We start from the raw sequence: 16282 nt of genomic DNA, 5'->3' as shown, positions 1-16282 counted from the left end.
TTTATTTTGTGTGGTTCAAATGTATTAACGATCAATACGCAATGAACATTAAATTTGAATTTAGTATGATGATTAAAGAATTTGATTGTTCTTAGAGCGGATAAACCAACCATCAATATATGGACGACTGATACCAACAATACCGGTAAAGGTCAGCATAGTACCCATTTGACGTCCAAGTGCAGATGGCTGAATGGTTCCATAACTCAAATAGATATCAACTAGACAATAAATCGCAATGATTGCTAGCCATAAATATAAATTCATACGTTTAATGCCAACAGCAAGAAAAGCCACAACTAAAACGATGAGCGTACCCACGGTCGATTGCCAGTTGTAATTGGCACAAATCACACACAGTAGAAAAGCCAAAATCGGCAATACAATCTTCAATATACGGTCAATCTCAGCCTGTTGTTGACGTTGTTTTTCTAAAACCTCAAACAACTCTTTTTGATCTTGTTGCACGATATTGTCCTCACTACACAATTTTGCAAATCTCTGTCTGGAACAAAAAATTATTTTGTTCATGCCATGCTATGATAACCGCATTGATACTTCATGAGAAAAAAATCATGTCTGGGATAGATGGCATCATATATTTAATTTTAATTGCCTGCTTACTTCCTTATGTTTTTATGGCAATTGCCAAACTGTCTGGTGGCTTTAAAATTGCAGATAATCAAAATCCGCGTGAGTTTTTAGCCAAAACCACAGGCTTGGCAGCACGTGCCAATGCAGTACAACAGAATAGTTTTGAAAGTCTTCCTTTATTTATTGCTGCAATTCTCATGGCAGAATATATGGTGGTCTCACACTATCTCATCATGATGTTGGGTATGGCATATATTATTTTACGGATTATTTACGGGATTTGTTATCTAGCCAATTTGGCGACATTACGTTCAATTATTTGGACTTTGTCGATGGCATGCCCGATTATTTTATTGTTAATGATTGTTCGGATGATGTAAGTCTGCTGCAGATTAACGCAATTCATTATCAGTTGACTTCATTTAGCGTTATAATCGGCACGATTTTAAATAAGACCTCACTTGAAAGAGTATCCTATGAGCTATAGCAATATCCCTGCTGGTAAAGATGCCCCAAATGACATCTATGTAATTATCGAAATTCCTGCAAATGCAGCTCCGATTAAATACGAAATTGATAAAGATTCTGATGCGTTATTTGTAGACCGTTTTATGGGTACAGCAATGTTCTACCCTGCAAACTATGGCTATGTACCAAATACATTATCTTTAGATGGTGATCCTTTGGACGTATTGGTTGTAACGCCACACCCAGTTGAGCCAGGTTCAGTGATTCGTTGCCGTCCAGTGGGTAAATTGAACATGGAAGATGACGGTGGTGTAGATGCGAAATTGATCGCAGTTCCACATGATAAATTAACACCGATTTATAAAGATGTTCAAGAATATACAGATCTTCCAGAATTATTGATCAAACAAGTTGAACACTTCTTTGCTCACTATAAAGATCTTGAAGCTGGCAAATGGGTTAAACTCAGCGGTTGGGAAGGTTCTGAAGTTGCAAAACAAGAAGTTCTTGACTCAATCGAAGCTTATAAAGCGGCAAATAAATAATTCCAGATCAGAATTTGAGTGAGGGTTTTGAACCTTAACTCAATAAAAAAACCTGCATCAGTTGATGCAGGTTTTTTTTATGCTGAATATTCAGTTGTGAATTAGAAGAATTTCACAGGAATATCAAGGAATAAACGCCATTCGTTGGTGTCACCAATGTAGGCATTCGATTGGTATGCATCGCTAGCACGGTAGTGTGAATAACGAACGCGTAAACTCGCATCTTTGGCAAAACCACTTTGCATGGTGTATTTCACTTGGTTAAAGAATTCACGTTCTTTTGCATTGGTTTCAGCGCCTGTATGGATATTCCAACCATAGACATAAGCACTTGTCCAATTCAGGCCTGGTACGCCATAGGCACTTGCATCAAGATTGTATTGGAGTTGAGCCGATTTTTCACGGTTTCCAATAAAATCAGACATATAAGAGTTTGGAAGGTAAATACTTTGGAAACCATCAGCATTTTGACCGTAGTCATAACCTGTATTACCAGTGTTTTGTTGGTAAGCCAACATCACAGAATGAGGGCCTTGGTTATAAGTTCCTGATAGTGCCCAGATGTTATTTTTACGACCTTCGACATCTGAATTTCCGATAGAAGATGAGTAAGTTGCAGCATCTTTATCCCATTCAGTGTGATAACCACTGAAATCAAAAGTTAAAGAACTTTTGTTTGCAAGCGGGAGTTTATAGTTGGCGTTGATATAATGACGTTCTAACGCATTTTTAGAATCTAAACCATAATATGATGCGCTAAGTTGGTCATCAAATTTGTATTTAGCCCCCCAAACGATTGCACGATCAAGTCCATTGCCATTTGCATCAGCATCTGTAGAAATTTGATCAGACATTTGGTCTTTGGTAAATTTACCTGCAACCAATTCAAGATCTTTAATTTCATGGCTAGTAATTAAAGTCCCTTCGAAATATTCAGGAACCATACGACCAGTATTACTTGCAAGTACAGGTAGATCTAAAACTTGTGTGCCATAACGTACAGTAGTATTAGAGAAACGAGCCTTTACGTTCGCACCACCACGAGCCCAATGGTCATAAGCATCAACATAACCATTTGCATCTTTGGCACCACCATTATGTAGTGGAATCATGTTGTTACCTGCGTGATTATTCTTTCCAATTTTGAAAGAACCGTCACCTACAACACCTACACCAAAACCAACAACACCTTGGGTGAAACCAGAGTCTATGTTCACAATTGCAGATTGTGCCCATGAACTGGTGTCATTGGTATTTCCATGTTTCTTATCGCGATTGACGTAACCGTTACGGAATAAAACTGATCCCTCAGCATCTTCTACAAAACCTTTTGCTTCACTTTGTTCGCTAGCAAATGTAGGTGAAATAATTGCAGCATTGATAAGTACTGCTAATGTTAATTTTGTTGCTTTAAGCATTTTTTGCCTCGTAAGCGAGAGATTTTGGCATTGCCTGATAAATTCAGCGCAATTTGTGTATGAATTGTATATTTATTCGATAAAAAGGGCATCATTTTGGTTAAAAATATTTCAGTTTTGTCATAAATATTCTTGAATATTTAATTGTTTGTTTATCAGAAAAAATGCTTAATAAGCCACTGGGTTATATAAAAATGAGCAATATCAAATATATCTCAGAAATTGTGAATTAAATGATTTATTTTTTACCCAACATTCAAAAAATCGGTAAAATTGCGCTTTCTTATTCTCCTGCTATTTCGACATCATGAACTCAATTATTTCTCCACTGTTTTGGGCTGTGCCTTTATGTATAGCTTCAGCTGCGGTATGTGCTGAAGAATCAAACATTTCCGTTGCAAATGGTCTTGTATCAGGAAATATTGGGCTCGTTTCAAAATATGTCTACCGTGGTGGTGTCGAGAATGATGATATTGCCGTACAGGGTGGTTTGGAATATGTACATAAAAGTGGTGTGAGTATCGGTTATTGGGGATCGACTTTGGACTATGATGCGACAGATGAGCGTCGTGATCATGGTTTTGAACATGATTTCTATCTAGCTTATGCTCAACAAATCAATCCAGACTGGAGCTATAAAGTTCAAACAACAGCTTATGTGTATCAAAATGGTGGCTCTATTTACGGTGAAGGGAATGAACATCGGCGTACCACAGCATTTGATGTATTGGCAGAACTTGCATATAAAGATGTGAGTCTTGATGCCTCGGTGTTATTGGCAGATGCTTCTTTTGGTAATGCTGGGGATGTGTATTTAAGCGCAAGTTATAGTCATGCATTGCCTCAAGATTTTATCTTGAATGCATCTATTGGTGGTTCTGCTTATAACAGTAGCCGTGATGATAGTCTGATTCAAACCACACAGGACTTTGCCTTTAATGAAGCGCGTATTGGTGTGAGTAAAGCGATTGCGGATACAGGTGTGACAGCATCATTTGATTATGTGATCGGTGGAGAAGATCGTTTAGGTCAGGATTTTGATGACAATGCTGTATTGGGCTTAAATTATAGCTTTTAATTAAACTAAGCTTTCTAACCAAATTTTTTATAAAGTGCATATTTAAACGGTATGCACTTTTTTTAAGCATTTTTTAAGATGCTTTATTTTTATGAGCAAAAACAGTACATATTGTTTCTAATTATTATCCAAACCACGCTTTTATAAAGTTAACGATCTTTTTACGCAGTTATGTATTTATGTGATAGCAAATTTATGCATTGGTTTTCCATACTATTTTGAGTGAAAAGTAGACCCAAAGTAGGACACCATGAATCAACTTAGCCTCGTGTTGAAAGAGATTGATGCTATTCAACAATTAAACAATGAAAATCGAAAATCAAAATTTAAAACATTAAATATCAGTAAATTAAGTCTTATTCATCAGTTGACTAAGAGGTGTTTTCTCATATTTGGCATGGCAATTGCTAAATGCATAGGGAGTTCATCAATTTTTAGCATAACAAATAAACATCGTATGATGGGGGAGCACTCAAGATGAAATTCTCAACTAAAGCACTGGCATTGGCAGTTTTATCGTCTACAGCAACAATGGCGATGGCGGAAGATACTGCACTTTCAAAATTAGGTGTAAGTTTTTCAGGCAGTGCAGCCGTCACCAGTGACTACCGTTTCCGTGGGATTACACAAACTCAAAATGATCCAGCTGTACAAGCAGGTTTTACGTTGTCGCATAGTTCGGGTGTATATGGTGGTTTGTGGGGTTCAAATGTTAATTTTGGGACTCCAGATCCACACTTAGAGATTGATCCTTTCATTGGTTATTCAACCACTTTAGATGGTTTTGCAAGCAAACCCGTCTTAGATGTAGGTGTTTGGTATTATAACTATCCGAGTGCAAGCGATCTAAATTGGGCAGAATTATACGGAAAATTAACCTTCAAAAATGCGCTTACTGAGGGTGATAGTATTCTCACCAATATTAACTATACCAATGATTATGCAGGTGTTAAGGCAGATAGCTGGAATATAAATGTTGGTTATTCAGTGCCTTTTGGGGCGACAGGTTTTGGTGGTGTTGCCAATGTCGGTTATACCACTGTAGATGAAGATAAATATAGCTTCAATGGGGATGACAATTATGTGGATTGGAAAGTTGGTGTGACTTATACACTGAAATCAATTCCAACTGTGACAGCAGAATTGGCAGCAATAGGAACAAATACGGAGACTGATGGTTTAAGTCATGCTCAAAAGCGTGCTGTAGAAACTGGCGCTGTATTTACCTTAACCAAAGCTTTCTAAGACTGATAAAATGAAGAAGGTGACGGATAGTCACCTTTTTTATGTTTAAAATTTAGAAAAGAATTATTCGGTTGCCTCAAAAGCGGCATGATATTTCACTTCGCCCTGTGGAACAGGTTGCTTAAATGCTAAAACTTGAAAATATTCAGCAGGAACATTCGCCAATGTTAAGTTTTTATGCGGTTTAAAACCGAATTTTGCATAATAATGAGGATCACCCAATAGTACACAGCCCGCAGCATCAAGCTGTTGAAGTTGCTGTATTACTTGTTTCATTAATGCTGTTCCCACACCGCGTTGCTGATATTCTGGTGCAACCGAAATTGGACCTAACCCATACCAACCTTGCGCACCAGAAGATATTTCAACAGGGGAAATTGCCACATGCCCGATGATTTCATGGTTGAGTTCCGCCACCAGTGAAATCATCAATTTCCGTGCATTTCTTAATGCACTGACAATAAATTGTTCAGTGTGGCTACTGTGTTCTGTATGTTCAAATGCAGACTTTGTTAGTTTGAAAATAGGTTCTATATCTTCAACTTTTTCATTACGTAATATTAAATCTTGCAACATTTTAATAGAGCTTCTCGGTTAAGACTGTAGCGGGTTTCTGTAGGACAAGGCTTCTGTTAAATGCGCGCTTTGTATGTCATCACTTTGTGCTAAATCTGCAATGGTTCTAGCAACTCTTAATACACGATGATAAGCACGTGCAGACAGATTAAGTCGTTGTTGTGCCATTTCAATCATTTTTCTAGAGGCTTCATCCAGCACTACAAATTTTTCTAAATCTTTGGGCGATAAGCTGTGATTTAAACTGCCTTGGCGTTGAATTTGAAAGTCAAAAGCTTGAATCACCCGTTCTCGAACGGTGGCAGAGTCTTCAACAGGGGTATGGTCTTGTAATTCTTGAGCTTTTAACGGAGGAACATCAATGTGTAAGTCAATTCGATCAAGTAACGGTCCTGAAATTCGCCCTTGATAACGCTTAATGGATTCAGCAGAACATTGGCAACGGCTGTCTTGATTAAAGGCATAACCACAAGGGCAGGGGTTCATCGCAGCAATCAATTGAAAATTAGCAGGAAAGGTAATCTGACGTGAGGCTCTAGAAATCACAATTTCTTTGGATTCTAAAGGTTGTCTTAAAACCTCTAAAACTTTTTTGTCAAATTCAGGCAATTCGTCCAAAAATAAAACGCCTAAATGCGCTAAAGTAATTTCACCAGGTTTAGGATTTGAGCCACCTGTAAAAAACATAAATAAATGCGAATATAATATAGTTTTTACAGGAATAAATGCAAATGAACTCACAACAAAAAAAGCCAGTTCGAAAAATTGCGATTGGAACTAGTTCCATAAGGGGAACTATTCCAACACTAGGTCAATATGAGTCATCTTTAGAAAGAGACTTTATGGAGCTAGTTAGATTTGATAGTAATGTTGAGTTATATACTCCACAACCTGTAAAAATAAGCTTTCATGATAGAGCTGGTAGGAAAACAACTTATGTTCCAGATGGTCTAATTGAATATAGACATGACCTTTTTCCTGCGAGTGAACTTAAGCCAGTGTTGTGTGAAATTAAATATAGAGATGATTTTAGAAAGGATTGGAAAAGGTTGATTGACTGTTTTAAAGCAGCAAAACTTTATGCATTAGAGCAGGGATGGGTTTTTAAAGTTTACACAGAATTTGAAATTAGAACTAATTATTTAAAAAATATAAAATTTTTAATCGAATATAGGAATGAAATAAGCCCAGTTAGTGTTGAAGATAATATTTTGATCAAGTTGGAGGAATTACGTATCTCAGATCCTGAAACTTTATTAGTGAGCTTATTTAGGGATCCTTGGGTGAGGGCGGATGCAATAAGGGTATTATGGAGACTGATAGCATTAAGGCGGATAGGATGTGATTTGACCGAAGTCTTAACTATGCGTTCTAAGATTTGGACAATGGAGTCAAGGTCATGAACCGATTAATACCTGGGACAGTTGTTACATGGAATCATGTAGATTATTACTTATTAGACTTTGTTGGTTTAAACAAAGCTATTTTACGAAATAAAATAACGAAGCAATCAGATATAGCACCTATAAATGAATTAAAGATTTCAAATGAATGTGAAAGTCAAATTAGACAAGACTTACCATTAGTTTCAGATGCTGATTGGCAAAAAGCATGGGATAAGTATCTTCTTATCAAACCTCTTTTAGATTTAGAAAAAACTGAAAGAACATTAGAGCAAGTTGAAAGTGTCGCAAAAAAAGCAAAAAAGAATGTGGCAACCATTTATAGATGGCTTAACAAATTAGAAGAAACAGGACGAGTCAGTACATTACTAAGAAAACCAAGAAACGATATTAAAAAGTCTCGTTTAGAAAGTAAAACACAAGAGTTTGTTGATGATGTGATTTCAAAGTTTTATTTGACTAGTCAAAGAAGAAGCGTGGCTGAAACCTGTTTGGAAGTACAGAGATTATGCTTTGAAAATGAGATAGTTGCACCTCATCCAAATACCATTAGAAATCGCATTCAAGAACTCTCTGAAAAAGACGTAGTTAGTGCAAGATTCGGTAGCAAAATTGCTAGAGAAAAGTTCCAGCCAATTAGAGGGAGTTTTCCTGGAGCAGATTTTCCTTTAGCTGTTGTTCAAATGGATCATACGCCTGTTGATCTTATTTTGGTTGATGATAAAGATAGATTACCAATAGGTCGACCATATTTAACAATCGCAATTGATTGCTTCTCTAGAATGATAACTGGCTTCTATATTACATTAGAAGCACCAGGAGCATTATCTGTGGGCCTATGTATTTCGCACTCAATTATGACCAAAGATATATGGTTGGCTAGATTTGGTATTGCAACTCCGTGGCCAATTTGGGGCAAAATGAGAAAAATTTATGTGGATAATGCCAAAGAGTTTCGAGGAGTCATGCTTGAGCGTGCGTGTCAAGAACATGGCATTATTTTAGAGCATAGACCTAAAGGATTGCCAAATTATGGAGGACATGTTGAAAGAGCATTTCGTACTTTTATGTCAAAAACCCATTCTGTATCGGGCACAACCTTTTCTAATGTTCAACATAAGAACAATTATGATTCAGAAAAAATGGCAAGTATGACATTAAGTGAATTTGAACATTGGTTCACGATTTTTATCGTCCAGGTTTATCATCAGAAATCACATAAAGGTATTAGTGATATACCACCTATAAAATTATATGAACAAGCCATTCTTGGTACTGAAAATAGCCCAGGAATTGGCTTGCCAATCCCGATAAATAATGAAGAAAAGCTTAGACTAGACTTCATGCCTTATGTAGAACGAACGATTCAAGAATATGGTGTCCTTATAGATAATATTCATTATTATAGTGATGTACTTAGAGTGTGGATTCATGCGAGAGATGAACAAAACTCAAAATTAAAAAGAAAATTTATATTTGCACGAGATCCTCGTGATATTAGTGTGGTGTATTTTTTGGATCCACATTCAAAAAATTATGTATCTATACCTTATCGAGATATTTCAAGACCACCAATAAGTTTATGGGAATTAAAAGCTGTCATAAAAAGATTAGAAGAAAACGAAGGGTTATAGCCTAATGAAGAACTTATTTTTGATGGTATAAAACGAATGCGTGAAATTGAAGTTTTAGCGATTCAGAAAACAAAAGATGCTAAAGCTGCAAGGAGGAACAAACAACGAAAGGTTGCTTGGAATAAACCAATCCATAAAGAAAAAACGAATATTGAGAAAATGGATAAACAGTATGATCAATATGTTGGTTATCCAGTTGATCAAATTAAACCATTTGATGAAATTGAGGAAAACTTGTGAAACAAATAAACCATCTTTCAGAAGTAGCATCCCAAATATTAAATACATCAAATGAAGAGCGAATAGCTCATATTTTGAAGCACAAGTGGATTGGTTACCCTTCTGCACAAAGGATTTTGGATCAACTTGAGGATTTGTTATTACATCCTAAGCAATCCCGAATGCCTAATTTATTGATCACTGGTGAGACAAATAATGGTAAAACCTTACTTATTGAGAGGTTTAGACAATTACACCCTGCTGATCCTAATTTAGATGGAGTTGCTGTTCGGATCCCCGTTCTTTATGTTCAATCACCGCCAAGCCCTGATGAAAGAGGTTTGTACAATAATATTTTAGCTTTATTGTTTCGTAGTTTAAAAGCTTCTGAGTCTACAGATCAAAAAAGGCAACGAGTAATAACTATATTACAGCAAGTAAATTTAGGGGTGATTGTAATTGATGAAATTCAGCACTTATTAGCTGGCCCATCACTAAAACAAAGAAATTTTTTAAATGTTATTAAATATTTGGGTAATGAGCTTAATGTTCCTATTGTTGGTGTTGGTACAGCAGATGCTATAAGAGCACTTCAAGTTGATCCCCAAGTTCAAAATAGATTTATGCCAGCTGTATTACCAAAATGGGAATTAAATACTGATTTAGCAAGACTTTTAGCTAGTTTTGAAAAAATCATTCCATTAAGGAATCCATCAATGCTTACAGAAAAAGAAATTGCTACTAAATTGCTATATATGTCAGGTGGAACAATTGGTGAATTATCTCAACTTTTAAATAGAGCCGCAATTTGGGCAATTAGAAATAATAAAGAAAAAATAGATATGCTAGCTTTAGATAAATGTGGTTATGTTCGACCAGCAGACAGAAAGTCAGCTGTTTCAAGGATATGAAAAATTTATTTGGAGAATCTGGTAAATTTTTACCGATTCATCCTAAACCTTGTAGTGGTGAACTTTTATCATCTTGGATGCTTAGACTTGCCCATGCCAATAGTATTAAAGCTCACACATTATATTCATCATATTTTGGTCATGATAAGCAGATATGGAATAGGGATATTGATGTTTTCGCACCAGAATGGTTAATACATGGATTGATGGAGCTTTCAGGTGCAACTTTTCAAGAGGTGTATGCTACAACATTAAAAAAATATGAAGGTTATGTATATGATAATATTGTAGTTAAAACAAATACTCATTTATTGCTATCGCAAGGTATTTATCATCGCTTAAGAAGGCTTCATGGTCTGCAATATTGCCCAAGTTGTTTGGCTGAAAATCACATACCATACTTCCAGAGTGTTTGGAGATTAGCATTTTATACAGTCTGCCCAGTGCACGATTGCTTACTAAGAGATTCATGTCCAAATTGCGATGCACCCATAATTATTTTTCGTGGCGATATAGGTTATAAGAATGAGGTGACACGGCATTCAGTCAGATTTTGTCATCAGTGTCTAACTGATTTAACAAAAGAAAAGCATGAGCGTTGGAATGCTATAGATACCGAGGTTTATGGTGCGATGAGTGTTTTATTGGATGCACCAAATAAAGGTTTTACTATTCATCCATTACCAATAATTCATTATTCACAATTATTTTTTAAAATTTTTCGACAAATTTTAATGCTCCTTATTAGTGCGAGGTCAAATCCTCGGGCAAGATTCAATATAGTTGATTTAGAAAAAGACCTTAAAATCAATAATGACTTGGCTGATTTCGCAAATAAATCCAAACGATCTTTTGAAAGTTTGATACATTCTGAGCGACACTACTTAGTACAAATCACTCTGTGGTTGCTTTGTGATTGGCCGTATAGGATTAAGTATTATGTCGATTCTTGGAAAGTTATTCCTTCATTGATAATGCAGGATATGAAATATAGACCATACTTGTTTGAAAGTATGTTTAGGGATTAGTAGAGAAGAAGGGAAATGACATTCTGTTATCAAAACACAATATCAGTGAAAATATGCTTTTAGTTATGAAAATTATAAAATTATTTATAAAAAATATAATTTTCTTTATAAATACATGTAAAAAACGATATTTACCTTATATTTTGTTATATAATAATGTAAATTGGTTATAGTTTTTTATTTTTTGGAATAGAAAGCAATTAGGTGGAACATGCAACATTACTCAATTGTTGTCGCTATATGTCGAGCAGCACTACAAGTCGAAAATCCAGCCATATCAGGTCATATTGAAAGATTGATAAAAGCTTTGGAGAAAGATGAAGAGGTGGATCAAGTTGCTGGATTAAAAAAGCTTTTACAAGCTAAAAAAAAGAATATAGAAATTTTGCCGAGCAGAGTTGTTCTTTCATCAAATGCCTTAACAGGTGAGCAATTGATTCCAACAGTGAAAGCTCCTGTTGATAGAGAAACAAGTGCATCATTAGCCGAAATTATTTTTCCTAATGCTAATCCTATAATTTTGCCAATTTTCGAAAGTGGATTAGCTTCAAGTATCAATAATATTTTGGATGAATGGAAACATGTCGATAAATTGAAGAGTAAGGGAATTGATCCTGCATTATCCTTAATGCTCTTTGGCGCACCAGGTACTGGTAAAACATTGTTAGCACATCATATTGGTGAAACATTAGGATTACCAATTATTGTTGCTCGTCTCGATGGGTTACTTTCATCTTTTTTAGGTACAACTGCGCGAAATATTGCAAATCTTTTTGCTTTTGCAAATAGATATAAATGTATTTTGTTGTTAGATGAATTTGATGCAATTGCTAAGTTGCGTGATGATCCAAATGAACTTGGTGAGTTAAAGAGAGTTGTAAATACATTACTTCAATGTCTTGATGAAAGAAGCAAGATTGGTTTTACAATTGCGATTACTAATCATGAATTACTTTTAGATTCGGCTATTTGGCGTAGGTTTGATTTAAGAATTGAAATTCCAAAACCTGTTGCTCTAGCACGACGCACCATGTTGCAGAACCATTTTAATGACCTAATTAAAATAACAGAAGTTCAACTGGATTTTTTGGTTTGGTTATCAAAGGGTTATAGTGGTTCAGATATTGAAAAATTGGCATTTTTTATTCAAAGAAAAATTGCCATTCTAGACAAAGACTTTCATTTTTTAGAAACAATTAAAGAATATTTACGTTTGAATGCGAATACAAATAGTAATGATCGAAAGCAAAAGGTATTAAGTTCGCCTGAAGAGTTAGCTCAAGTGTTGAACCATGATACGGAGTTAAGTTTTTCACAAATGAAAATAGCTCAATTATTTGGTGTAACACAACCTAAAATTAGCAAAATGTTAAATTCAAGCAAAGAAGTCGTAGCTTTAGAAGGATAAAAATATGAGTAATAACCCAGTACAAATTGTCCTAAATACACAAAACTATGTGGTGGCTAATAATAAGCCACCAGGTGGAGGAAATAAGGATTTTTATGCTGGGCGTGATGAAGATTTTAAGGATCATAAGCAAAATTTGATCGAAGAAATTCAATATCTTAGAAGTAGTAAAATGCTTAAAGATAATGAAGTTATATATGCAACTGTTGAATTACAATCTGCAGCATGGGCTAAAAGCCATAAACCAACAACCAAGCTTTTTCCTTTAAAAAAAGTCAGATCTATTGGTGGTAATGAGTTAGGTCGCTTAATCGTTGAGTTGTCTGAAGAAGATCTCCATACAGTTGAACTAGCTGTTATGTCTGCTGAAGAGGAAACCAACTGGGGACAAGATAAAAATGGTAAGCCAGTTGCTAAACCAAGTGTTCAAAGAAGTGAAGTTGGTGCAATTAGTACAATTAGGGCCTATTCAACTCATGAGCGAAGAAATTTTACGATAGAACAAGCTTGGAATTGGTTAAGTGATACTAGAACAGGCGGAGCTTATTATATAGAGACGTTCTATTCAGCTGATTTTATTTCACAAACTATGAATGACAAGCAGAAGAGTCAATCTTTAAAGTTATTGAGAAAATTTAAAGCTAGTCTAGATGGATTAGATATTCCAATTACAGTAACAGAAGTGAATAAAGATTGGCTTTCTAACACTTTCTTTGTAATTAAAATGAATCGTCCAAATGGTGCAACACTTGAAGATCATGAGTCATTACTTGCCTTTTTAGATAATTCACAAATTGTCAGATCTATCTATCTTCCACCAATTTTACAAGCATCCAATGAATCCATAGTTAATGAATCTGTTTGTGCTTTGAATTTACCTCAAGCAGGTAAAAATTATCCTGTAGTTGGAATTATTGATTCTGGTGTTGCTGATCTTGATACCTTAAATTCATGGAGTATTGGGAGTTCTGATTTTGTATTTCCAAACATGAAGAAAACTGATCATGGTACATTCATTGCTGGGCTTGTAAGTGCGGGGAAAGAGTTAAACTCTTTACCTGAATTAGAAGAAAGTGAGTGTAAGTTTTATGATTTGGGGATATATCCAGATGAAAAGAAATTTTCCTATTATTACCCAAATGGGTTTATTGATTTTCTTGAGCAGCTTGAAATTGAAATAGCAGAAGCAGTTTCACTAGGGGTTCGTATATTTAATATGAGTTTGTCTGTCGAAACTTTAGTTGAAGATACCCGTTATAGTTTCTTTGCAAATACAATTGACCAGATATGCGATAAATATGATGTTATTTTTGTATTGCCAGCAGGCAATTTAGATCAAAATACTGTAAGAAAACCGTGGCCATCAATTGATAAAGATGCTTTACAAATGCTTGCAGAGTATAGACATTCAGGAAAAGATAGAATTTTCCAGCCTGCAGATAGTCTACGATCAATTACAGTAGGAGCCTTGGATCCAAGCTCAATCACAGGTCATGTAAAGCCAGCTCAGTATACTAGAAAAGGGCCTGATCCATCATATGGAGCAAAACCCGATATTGCACATGTGGGTGGAGGATTAGCAAAATCACATGGTCTTTTTTCGATAAGTCCTGATGGTAATTTATGTCAGGGTTGCGGTACTAGTTATGCTGCACCTCTAGTAGCAAAAACGCTTGCAGCACTAGATTTTGCAATTGAAGGAAAAGTGCCTAGAGAGGCTTTGAGTGGATTGTTATTACATAATTCTGAAGTACCGCAGATATTGCAAACGAAAAATTTAAAAAGAATTGCAAAAGATTACGTCGGAGTAGGATTGCCTCAGAATGCAAATTCATCACTATTGTTAAATAACCATGAAATTACCATGGTGTTTAATGGTGAAATAGGTCATAGACAGCAAATGGTTTTTGATTTTGCATGGCCATCTTGTCTTGTTACTCCAGAAGGTAAATGTCTAGGTAGTGTGAAAATTACTACAGTGTATCGCCCTCCAATTGAACGGGAAAATGGGGCTGAATTCGTCTTAGTTAATATAAACACGTGGCTAAGACAGGCTAAAATTGATAAAAACACTGGAAATATTTCTTATCGTGGAATGATTAGAAATGAAAAAGCAGATAGCGGATTGGAAAAAGAAAGAATTGCACAAGGGGCTAAATGGTGGCCAATTAAACAATCAAGTGATGTTTTTATCGAAGGTGTTGGACAATCTTCACAGTGTCGTTTGGTAGTAGAACCATTAACTAGAGCAGATTATGTAATTAAAGAACCTATACCATTCAGTGTAATTGTAACGATTAGCGATCCTAATCAAGTAGAAGATGTATTTAATGCTGTTAGAAGCCAGTTACAGTCAGAAGGTGTGCAACTTTCTGATATTAGAACAGCATTGAGACCACGGTTACAATCGTAGAAAAGGTTTAGTTTTAAAAATGATTAATAAAATTGATGTAACTGATGTTATTTTAAAACAAGCTACTTTAATATCATTATATGTTGTTTGCTATTACTCTATATTTTATATAATAAAGTTATTTCCCGAAAAGTGTATGCTACTATTTAGCTCAAGATGTTGGTTGAATTATACAGCAATATATGCATTATTTATTTTAATTTTATTTGTGCTTTTTGTTTTGTATGTAGGGAAACTTTTAAAAGGAAGTGTTTCCAAAAACATTGAAAATGAAATATATGTTTTAATGTTTTTGACTTATTTTGCTTCCTTTGAAATAGTAACTTTAATTGCTATTATGGATATGGATTTTAAAAATAGTATATTGGTTTGGTTTAATATCCCAATAGTGTTGTTAAGTGGATATTTTTACTCTTCCTTAAAGATTATTAATTTTGATTTAAAAGTAGCTGGTAATAAAAATATAACAGCTGTATTGTTTTTAATATTGTTTTTATTTTCACTGAATATTTTTGGTTTTATCCAAGCTAAAGAGCAGGCGTATGATATGAAAAAGACTATTTTAGTAAAATGAGTATTTTTTTATGAATTAAAGGGTTTAAATTGATAATGCAATATGTTTATTTTTCTATTATTTAAATATTAATTTGTAGGGATTTTATTAATCTTAAAGATTAGAGTAAATTTAATTTTCAATTATATATGTGGAATTCGATTTAATTTGTATTTTTATTATTTAAGTAGTATGAAAATATAAGTTAATTCTAAAGCAGGCTTATTAATTAATAAGCCTGTAATAATAGATTATTATAGTTGTTGGAAAATATTTACTCTTTCATCATTTTTTTTACTCGTTCGAACTCTATACAAGTTTGATTTTCTTCCATAATTTTTCTAACGCCATCAAATTCATCTGAAATATAATAATGAGGTTCTTTTCTTTCTCGCGTTGTTGTAATTTTCTTTTCTTTTAAAAAAGAAATAGATACTAATCTATCTAATAGCGCATAATTATTTTTAAACCTGCTATTTACACTTTGCTTGGGAATAACTTTAAAACCAATCCCTTTCCAGAAGAAGCGTATAATATCTCTCAAAAATTTATCATTAGAATCGCTTTCCTTAACTCCCTTTTCCTTGATTTCATCAAAATATCCCTGCAAACCATCATACCTACAAGTTGAATTATCAATATTACTTACTATGAGGCTAGATGATATTTGAGAGTTTTTACGTAATTTAGGTAGGAAAACACTATTTCTAAAATATGTATCTTCATCAAAATCACATTCAAAAAAATTCTCAAAATTTTCAAAATGGCAGTTGTTAAATTTTAAACCTT

General features: G+C 34.5%; 17 protein-coding genes. 12 read left to right on the top strand and 5 right to left on the bottom strand.

Features of this window, described 5'->3' with window-relative positions:
* Nucleotides 1–72 precede the first annotated feature (72 nt).
* Nucleotides 73–471, bottom strand: a complete 399-nt coding sequence (locus EXE10_RS12945) for a hypothetical protein (protein WP_068975115.1) — start codon at nucleotides 469–471, stop codon at nucleotides 73–75.
* A 104-nt stretch (nucleotides 472–575) separates the two neighbouring features.
* On the opposite strand from EXE10_RS12945, the gene EXE10_RS12940 reads away from it, so the two are divergent.
* Both EXE10_RS12940 and ppa read left to right on the top strand, forming a co-directional pair.
* Nucleotides 576–974, top strand: coding sequence for an MAPEG family protein (locus EXE10_RS12940; RefSeq protein WP_130113641.1), 399 nt, complete (start codon nucleotides 576–578; stop codon nucleotides 972–974).
* Between the two features lie 96 nt (nucleotides 975–1070).
* Complete coding sequence (ppa, locus tag EXE10_RS12935; protein ID WP_068974991.1) at nucleotides 1071–1607, top strand: inorganic diphosphatase; 537 nt, start codon at nucleotides 1071–1073, stop codon at nucleotides 1605–1607.
* Between the two features lie 101 nt (nucleotides 1608–1708).
* On the opposite strand, the gene EXE10_RS12930 is transcribed toward ppa, so the two are convergent.
* On the bottom strand, nucleotides 1709–3025 hold the full coding sequence (locus EXE10_RS12930; RefSeq protein WP_130113640.1) for an OprD family outer membrane porin: 1317 nt from the start codon (nucleotides 3023–3025) through the stop codon (nucleotides 1709–1711).
* Between the two features lie 307 nt (nucleotides 3026–3332).
* Here EXE10_RS12930 and EXE10_RS12925 point away from each other — a divergent pair, with 307 nt between their 5' ends.
* Both EXE10_RS12925 and EXE10_RS12915 read left to right on the top strand, forming a co-directional pair.
* Complete coding sequence (locus EXE10_RS12925) at nucleotides 3333–4103, top strand: TorF family putative porin (RefSeq protein ID WP_130113639.1); 771 nt, start codon at nucleotides 3333–3335, stop codon at nucleotides 4101–4103.
* A gap of 477 nt (nucleotides 4104–4580) precedes the next feature.
* Nucleotides 4581–5348, top strand: coding sequence for a TorF family putative porin (locus tag EXE10_RS12915; protein ID WP_068974994.1), 768 nt, complete (start codon nucleotides 4581–4583; stop codon nucleotides 5346–5348).
* A 63-nt stretch (nucleotides 5349–5411) separates the two neighbouring features.
* Here the strand turns inward: EXE10_RS12915 and EXE10_RS12910 are convergent, their stop codons facing one another.
* Entirely contained in the window at nucleotides 5412–5924 is a 513-nt protein-coding gene (locus EXE10_RS12910; RefSeq protein WP_228256832.1) for a GNAT family N-acetyltransferase, read from the bottom strand.
* Nucleotides 5925–5942: 18 nt separating this feature from the next.
* Nucleotides 5943–6665 (bottom strand): ATP-binding protein, encoded by a 723-nt coding sequence (locus EXE10_RS12905; RefSeq protein ID WP_265937141.1) that lies wholly within the window; start codon nucleotides 6663–6665, stop codon nucleotides 5943–5945.
* Here EXE10_RS12905 and EXE10_RS12900 point away from each other — a divergent pair.
* The 8 genes from EXE10_RS12900 (at nucleotide 6656) to EXE10_RS12865 (ending at nucleotide 15514) form a co-directional block, all read left to right on the top strand.
* On the top strand, nucleotides 6656–7327 hold the full coding sequence (locus tag EXE10_RS12900) for a TnsA endonuclease N-terminal domain-containing protein (RefSeq protein WP_165383019.1): 672 nt from the start codon (nucleotides 6656–6658) through the stop codon (nucleotides 7325–7327). The genes EXE10_RS12905 and EXE10_RS12900 overlap by 10 nt on opposite strands.
* Entirely contained in the window at nucleotides 7324–8961 is a 1638-nt protein-coding gene (locus EXE10_RS12895; protein ID WP_130113635.1) for a Mu transposase C-terminal domain-containing protein, read from the top strand. Before EXE10_RS12900 ends, EXE10_RS12895 begins: the two co-directional genes overlap by 4 nt.
* Before the next feature lie 36 nt (nucleotides 8962–8997).
* Nucleotides 8998–9201 carry a hypothetical protein gene (locus tag EXE10_RS12890; RefSeq protein WP_130113634.1) on the top strand — a complete coding sequence of 68 codons (204 nt, stop codon included), beginning with the start codon at nucleotides 8998–9000 and terminating at the stop codon, nucleotides 9199–9201.
* Nucleotides 9198–10091 (top strand): TniB family NTP-binding protein, encoded by an 894-nt coding sequence (locus tag EXE10_RS12885; RefSeq protein WP_228256831.1) that lies wholly within the window; start codon nucleotides 9198–9200, stop codon nucleotides 10089–10091. The genes EXE10_RS12890 and EXE10_RS12885 overlap by 4 nt, the downstream gene beginning before the upstream one ends.
* Complete coding sequence (locus EXE10_RS12880) at nucleotides 10088–11119, top strand: TniQ family protein (RefSeq protein ID WP_165383018.1); 1032 nt, start codon at nucleotides 10088–10090, stop codon at nucleotides 11117–11119. The genes EXE10_RS12885 and EXE10_RS12880 overlap by 4 nt, the downstream gene beginning before the upstream one ends.
* A gap of 211 nt (nucleotides 11120–11330) precedes the next feature.
* Nucleotides 11331–12527 (top strand): AAA family ATPase, encoded by a 1197-nt coding sequence (locus EXE10_RS12875; RefSeq protein ID WP_130113632.1) that lies wholly within the window; start codon nucleotides 11331–11333, stop codon nucleotides 12525–12527.
* 4 nt (nucleotides 12528–12531) lie between these two features.
* Entirely contained in the window at nucleotides 12532–14940 is a 2409-nt protein-coding gene (locus EXE10_RS12870; RefSeq protein WP_130113631.1) for a S8 family peptidase, read from the top strand.
* Between the two features lie 19 nt (nucleotides 14941–14959).
* The gene (locus EXE10_RS12865) at nucleotides 14960–15514 is read left to right on the top strand and encodes a hypothetical protein (RefSeq protein WP_130113630.1); all 555 of its coding nucleotides are present in this window, start codon (nucleotides 14960–14962) and stop codon (nucleotides 15512–15514) included.
* A 253-nt stretch (nucleotides 15515–15767) separates the two neighbouring features.
* Here EXE10_RS12865 and EXE10_RS21505 read toward each other — a convergent pair.
* A partial coding sequence (locus EXE10_RS21505) for a hypothetical protein (protein ID WP_165383017.1) occupies nucleotides 15768–16282 on the bottom strand: 515 nt, incomplete at its 5' end.

Origin of the sequence: Acinetobacter sp. WCHAc060033, from assembly GCF_004209125.1 — a bacterium.
GTDB lineage: Bacteria > Pseudomonadota > Gammaproteobacteria > Pseudomonadales > Moraxellaceae > Acinetobacter > Acinetobacter wuhouensis.
The sequence above is the reverse complement of the archived record's forward strand: the minus strand, read 5'-3'. Positions and strand labels throughout refer to the sequence as shown.

Excerpts from the sequence above, each read along its gene's own strand:
- EXE10_RS12890 (WP_130113634.1), top strand. The coding sequence starts at position 8,998 with ATGCGTGAAATTGAAGTTTTAGCGATTCAGAAAACAAAAGATGCTAAA.
- EXE10_RS12915 (WP_068974994.1), top strand. The coding sequence starts at position 4,581 with ATGAAATTCTCAACTAAAGCACTGGCATTGGCAGTTTTATCGTCTACA.
- EXE10_RS12875 (WP_130113632.1), top strand. The coding sequence starts at position 11,331 with ATGCAACATTACTCAATTGTTGTCGCTATATGTCGAGCAGCACTACAA.
- EXE10_RS12865 (WP_130113630.1), top strand. The coding sequence starts at position 14,960 with ATGATTAATAAAATTGATGTAACTGATGTTATTTTAAAACAAGCTACT.
- EXE10_RS12895 (WP_130113635.1), top strand. The coding sequence starts at position 7,324 with ATGAACCGATTAATACCTGGGACAGTTGTTACATGGAATCATGTAGAT.
- EXE10_RS12900 (WP_165383019.1), top strand. The coding sequence starts at position 6,656 with ATGAACTCACAACAAAAAAAGCCAGTTCGAAAAATTGCGATTGGAACT.
- EXE10_RS12940 (WP_130113641.1), top strand. The coding sequence starts at position 576 with ATGTCTGGGATAGATGGCATCATATATTTAATTTTAATTGCCTGCTTA.
- ppa (WP_068974991.1), top strand. The coding sequence starts at position 1,071 with ATGAGCTATAGCAATATCCCTGCTGGTAAAGATGCCCCAAATGACATC.
- EXE10_RS12880 (WP_165383018.1), top strand. The coding sequence starts at position 10,088 with ATGAAAAATTTATTTGGAGAATCTGGTAAATTTTTACCGATTCATCCT.
- EXE10_RS12910 (WP_228256832.1), bottom strand. The coding sequence starts at position 5,924 with ATGTTGCAAGATTTAATATTACGTAATGAAAAAGTTGAAGATATAGAA.
- EXE10_RS12930 (WP_130113640.1), bottom strand. The coding sequence starts at position 3,025 with ATGCTTAAAGCAACAAAATTAACATTAGCAGTACTTATCAATGCTGCA.
- EXE10_RS12925 (WP_130113639.1), top strand. The coding sequence starts at position 3,333 with ATGAACTCAATTATTTCTCCACTGTTTTGGGCTGTGCCTTTATGTATA.
- EXE10_RS12870 (WP_130113631.1), top strand. The coding sequence starts at position 12,532 with ATGAGTAATAACCCAGTACAAATTGTCCTAAATACACAAAACTATGTG.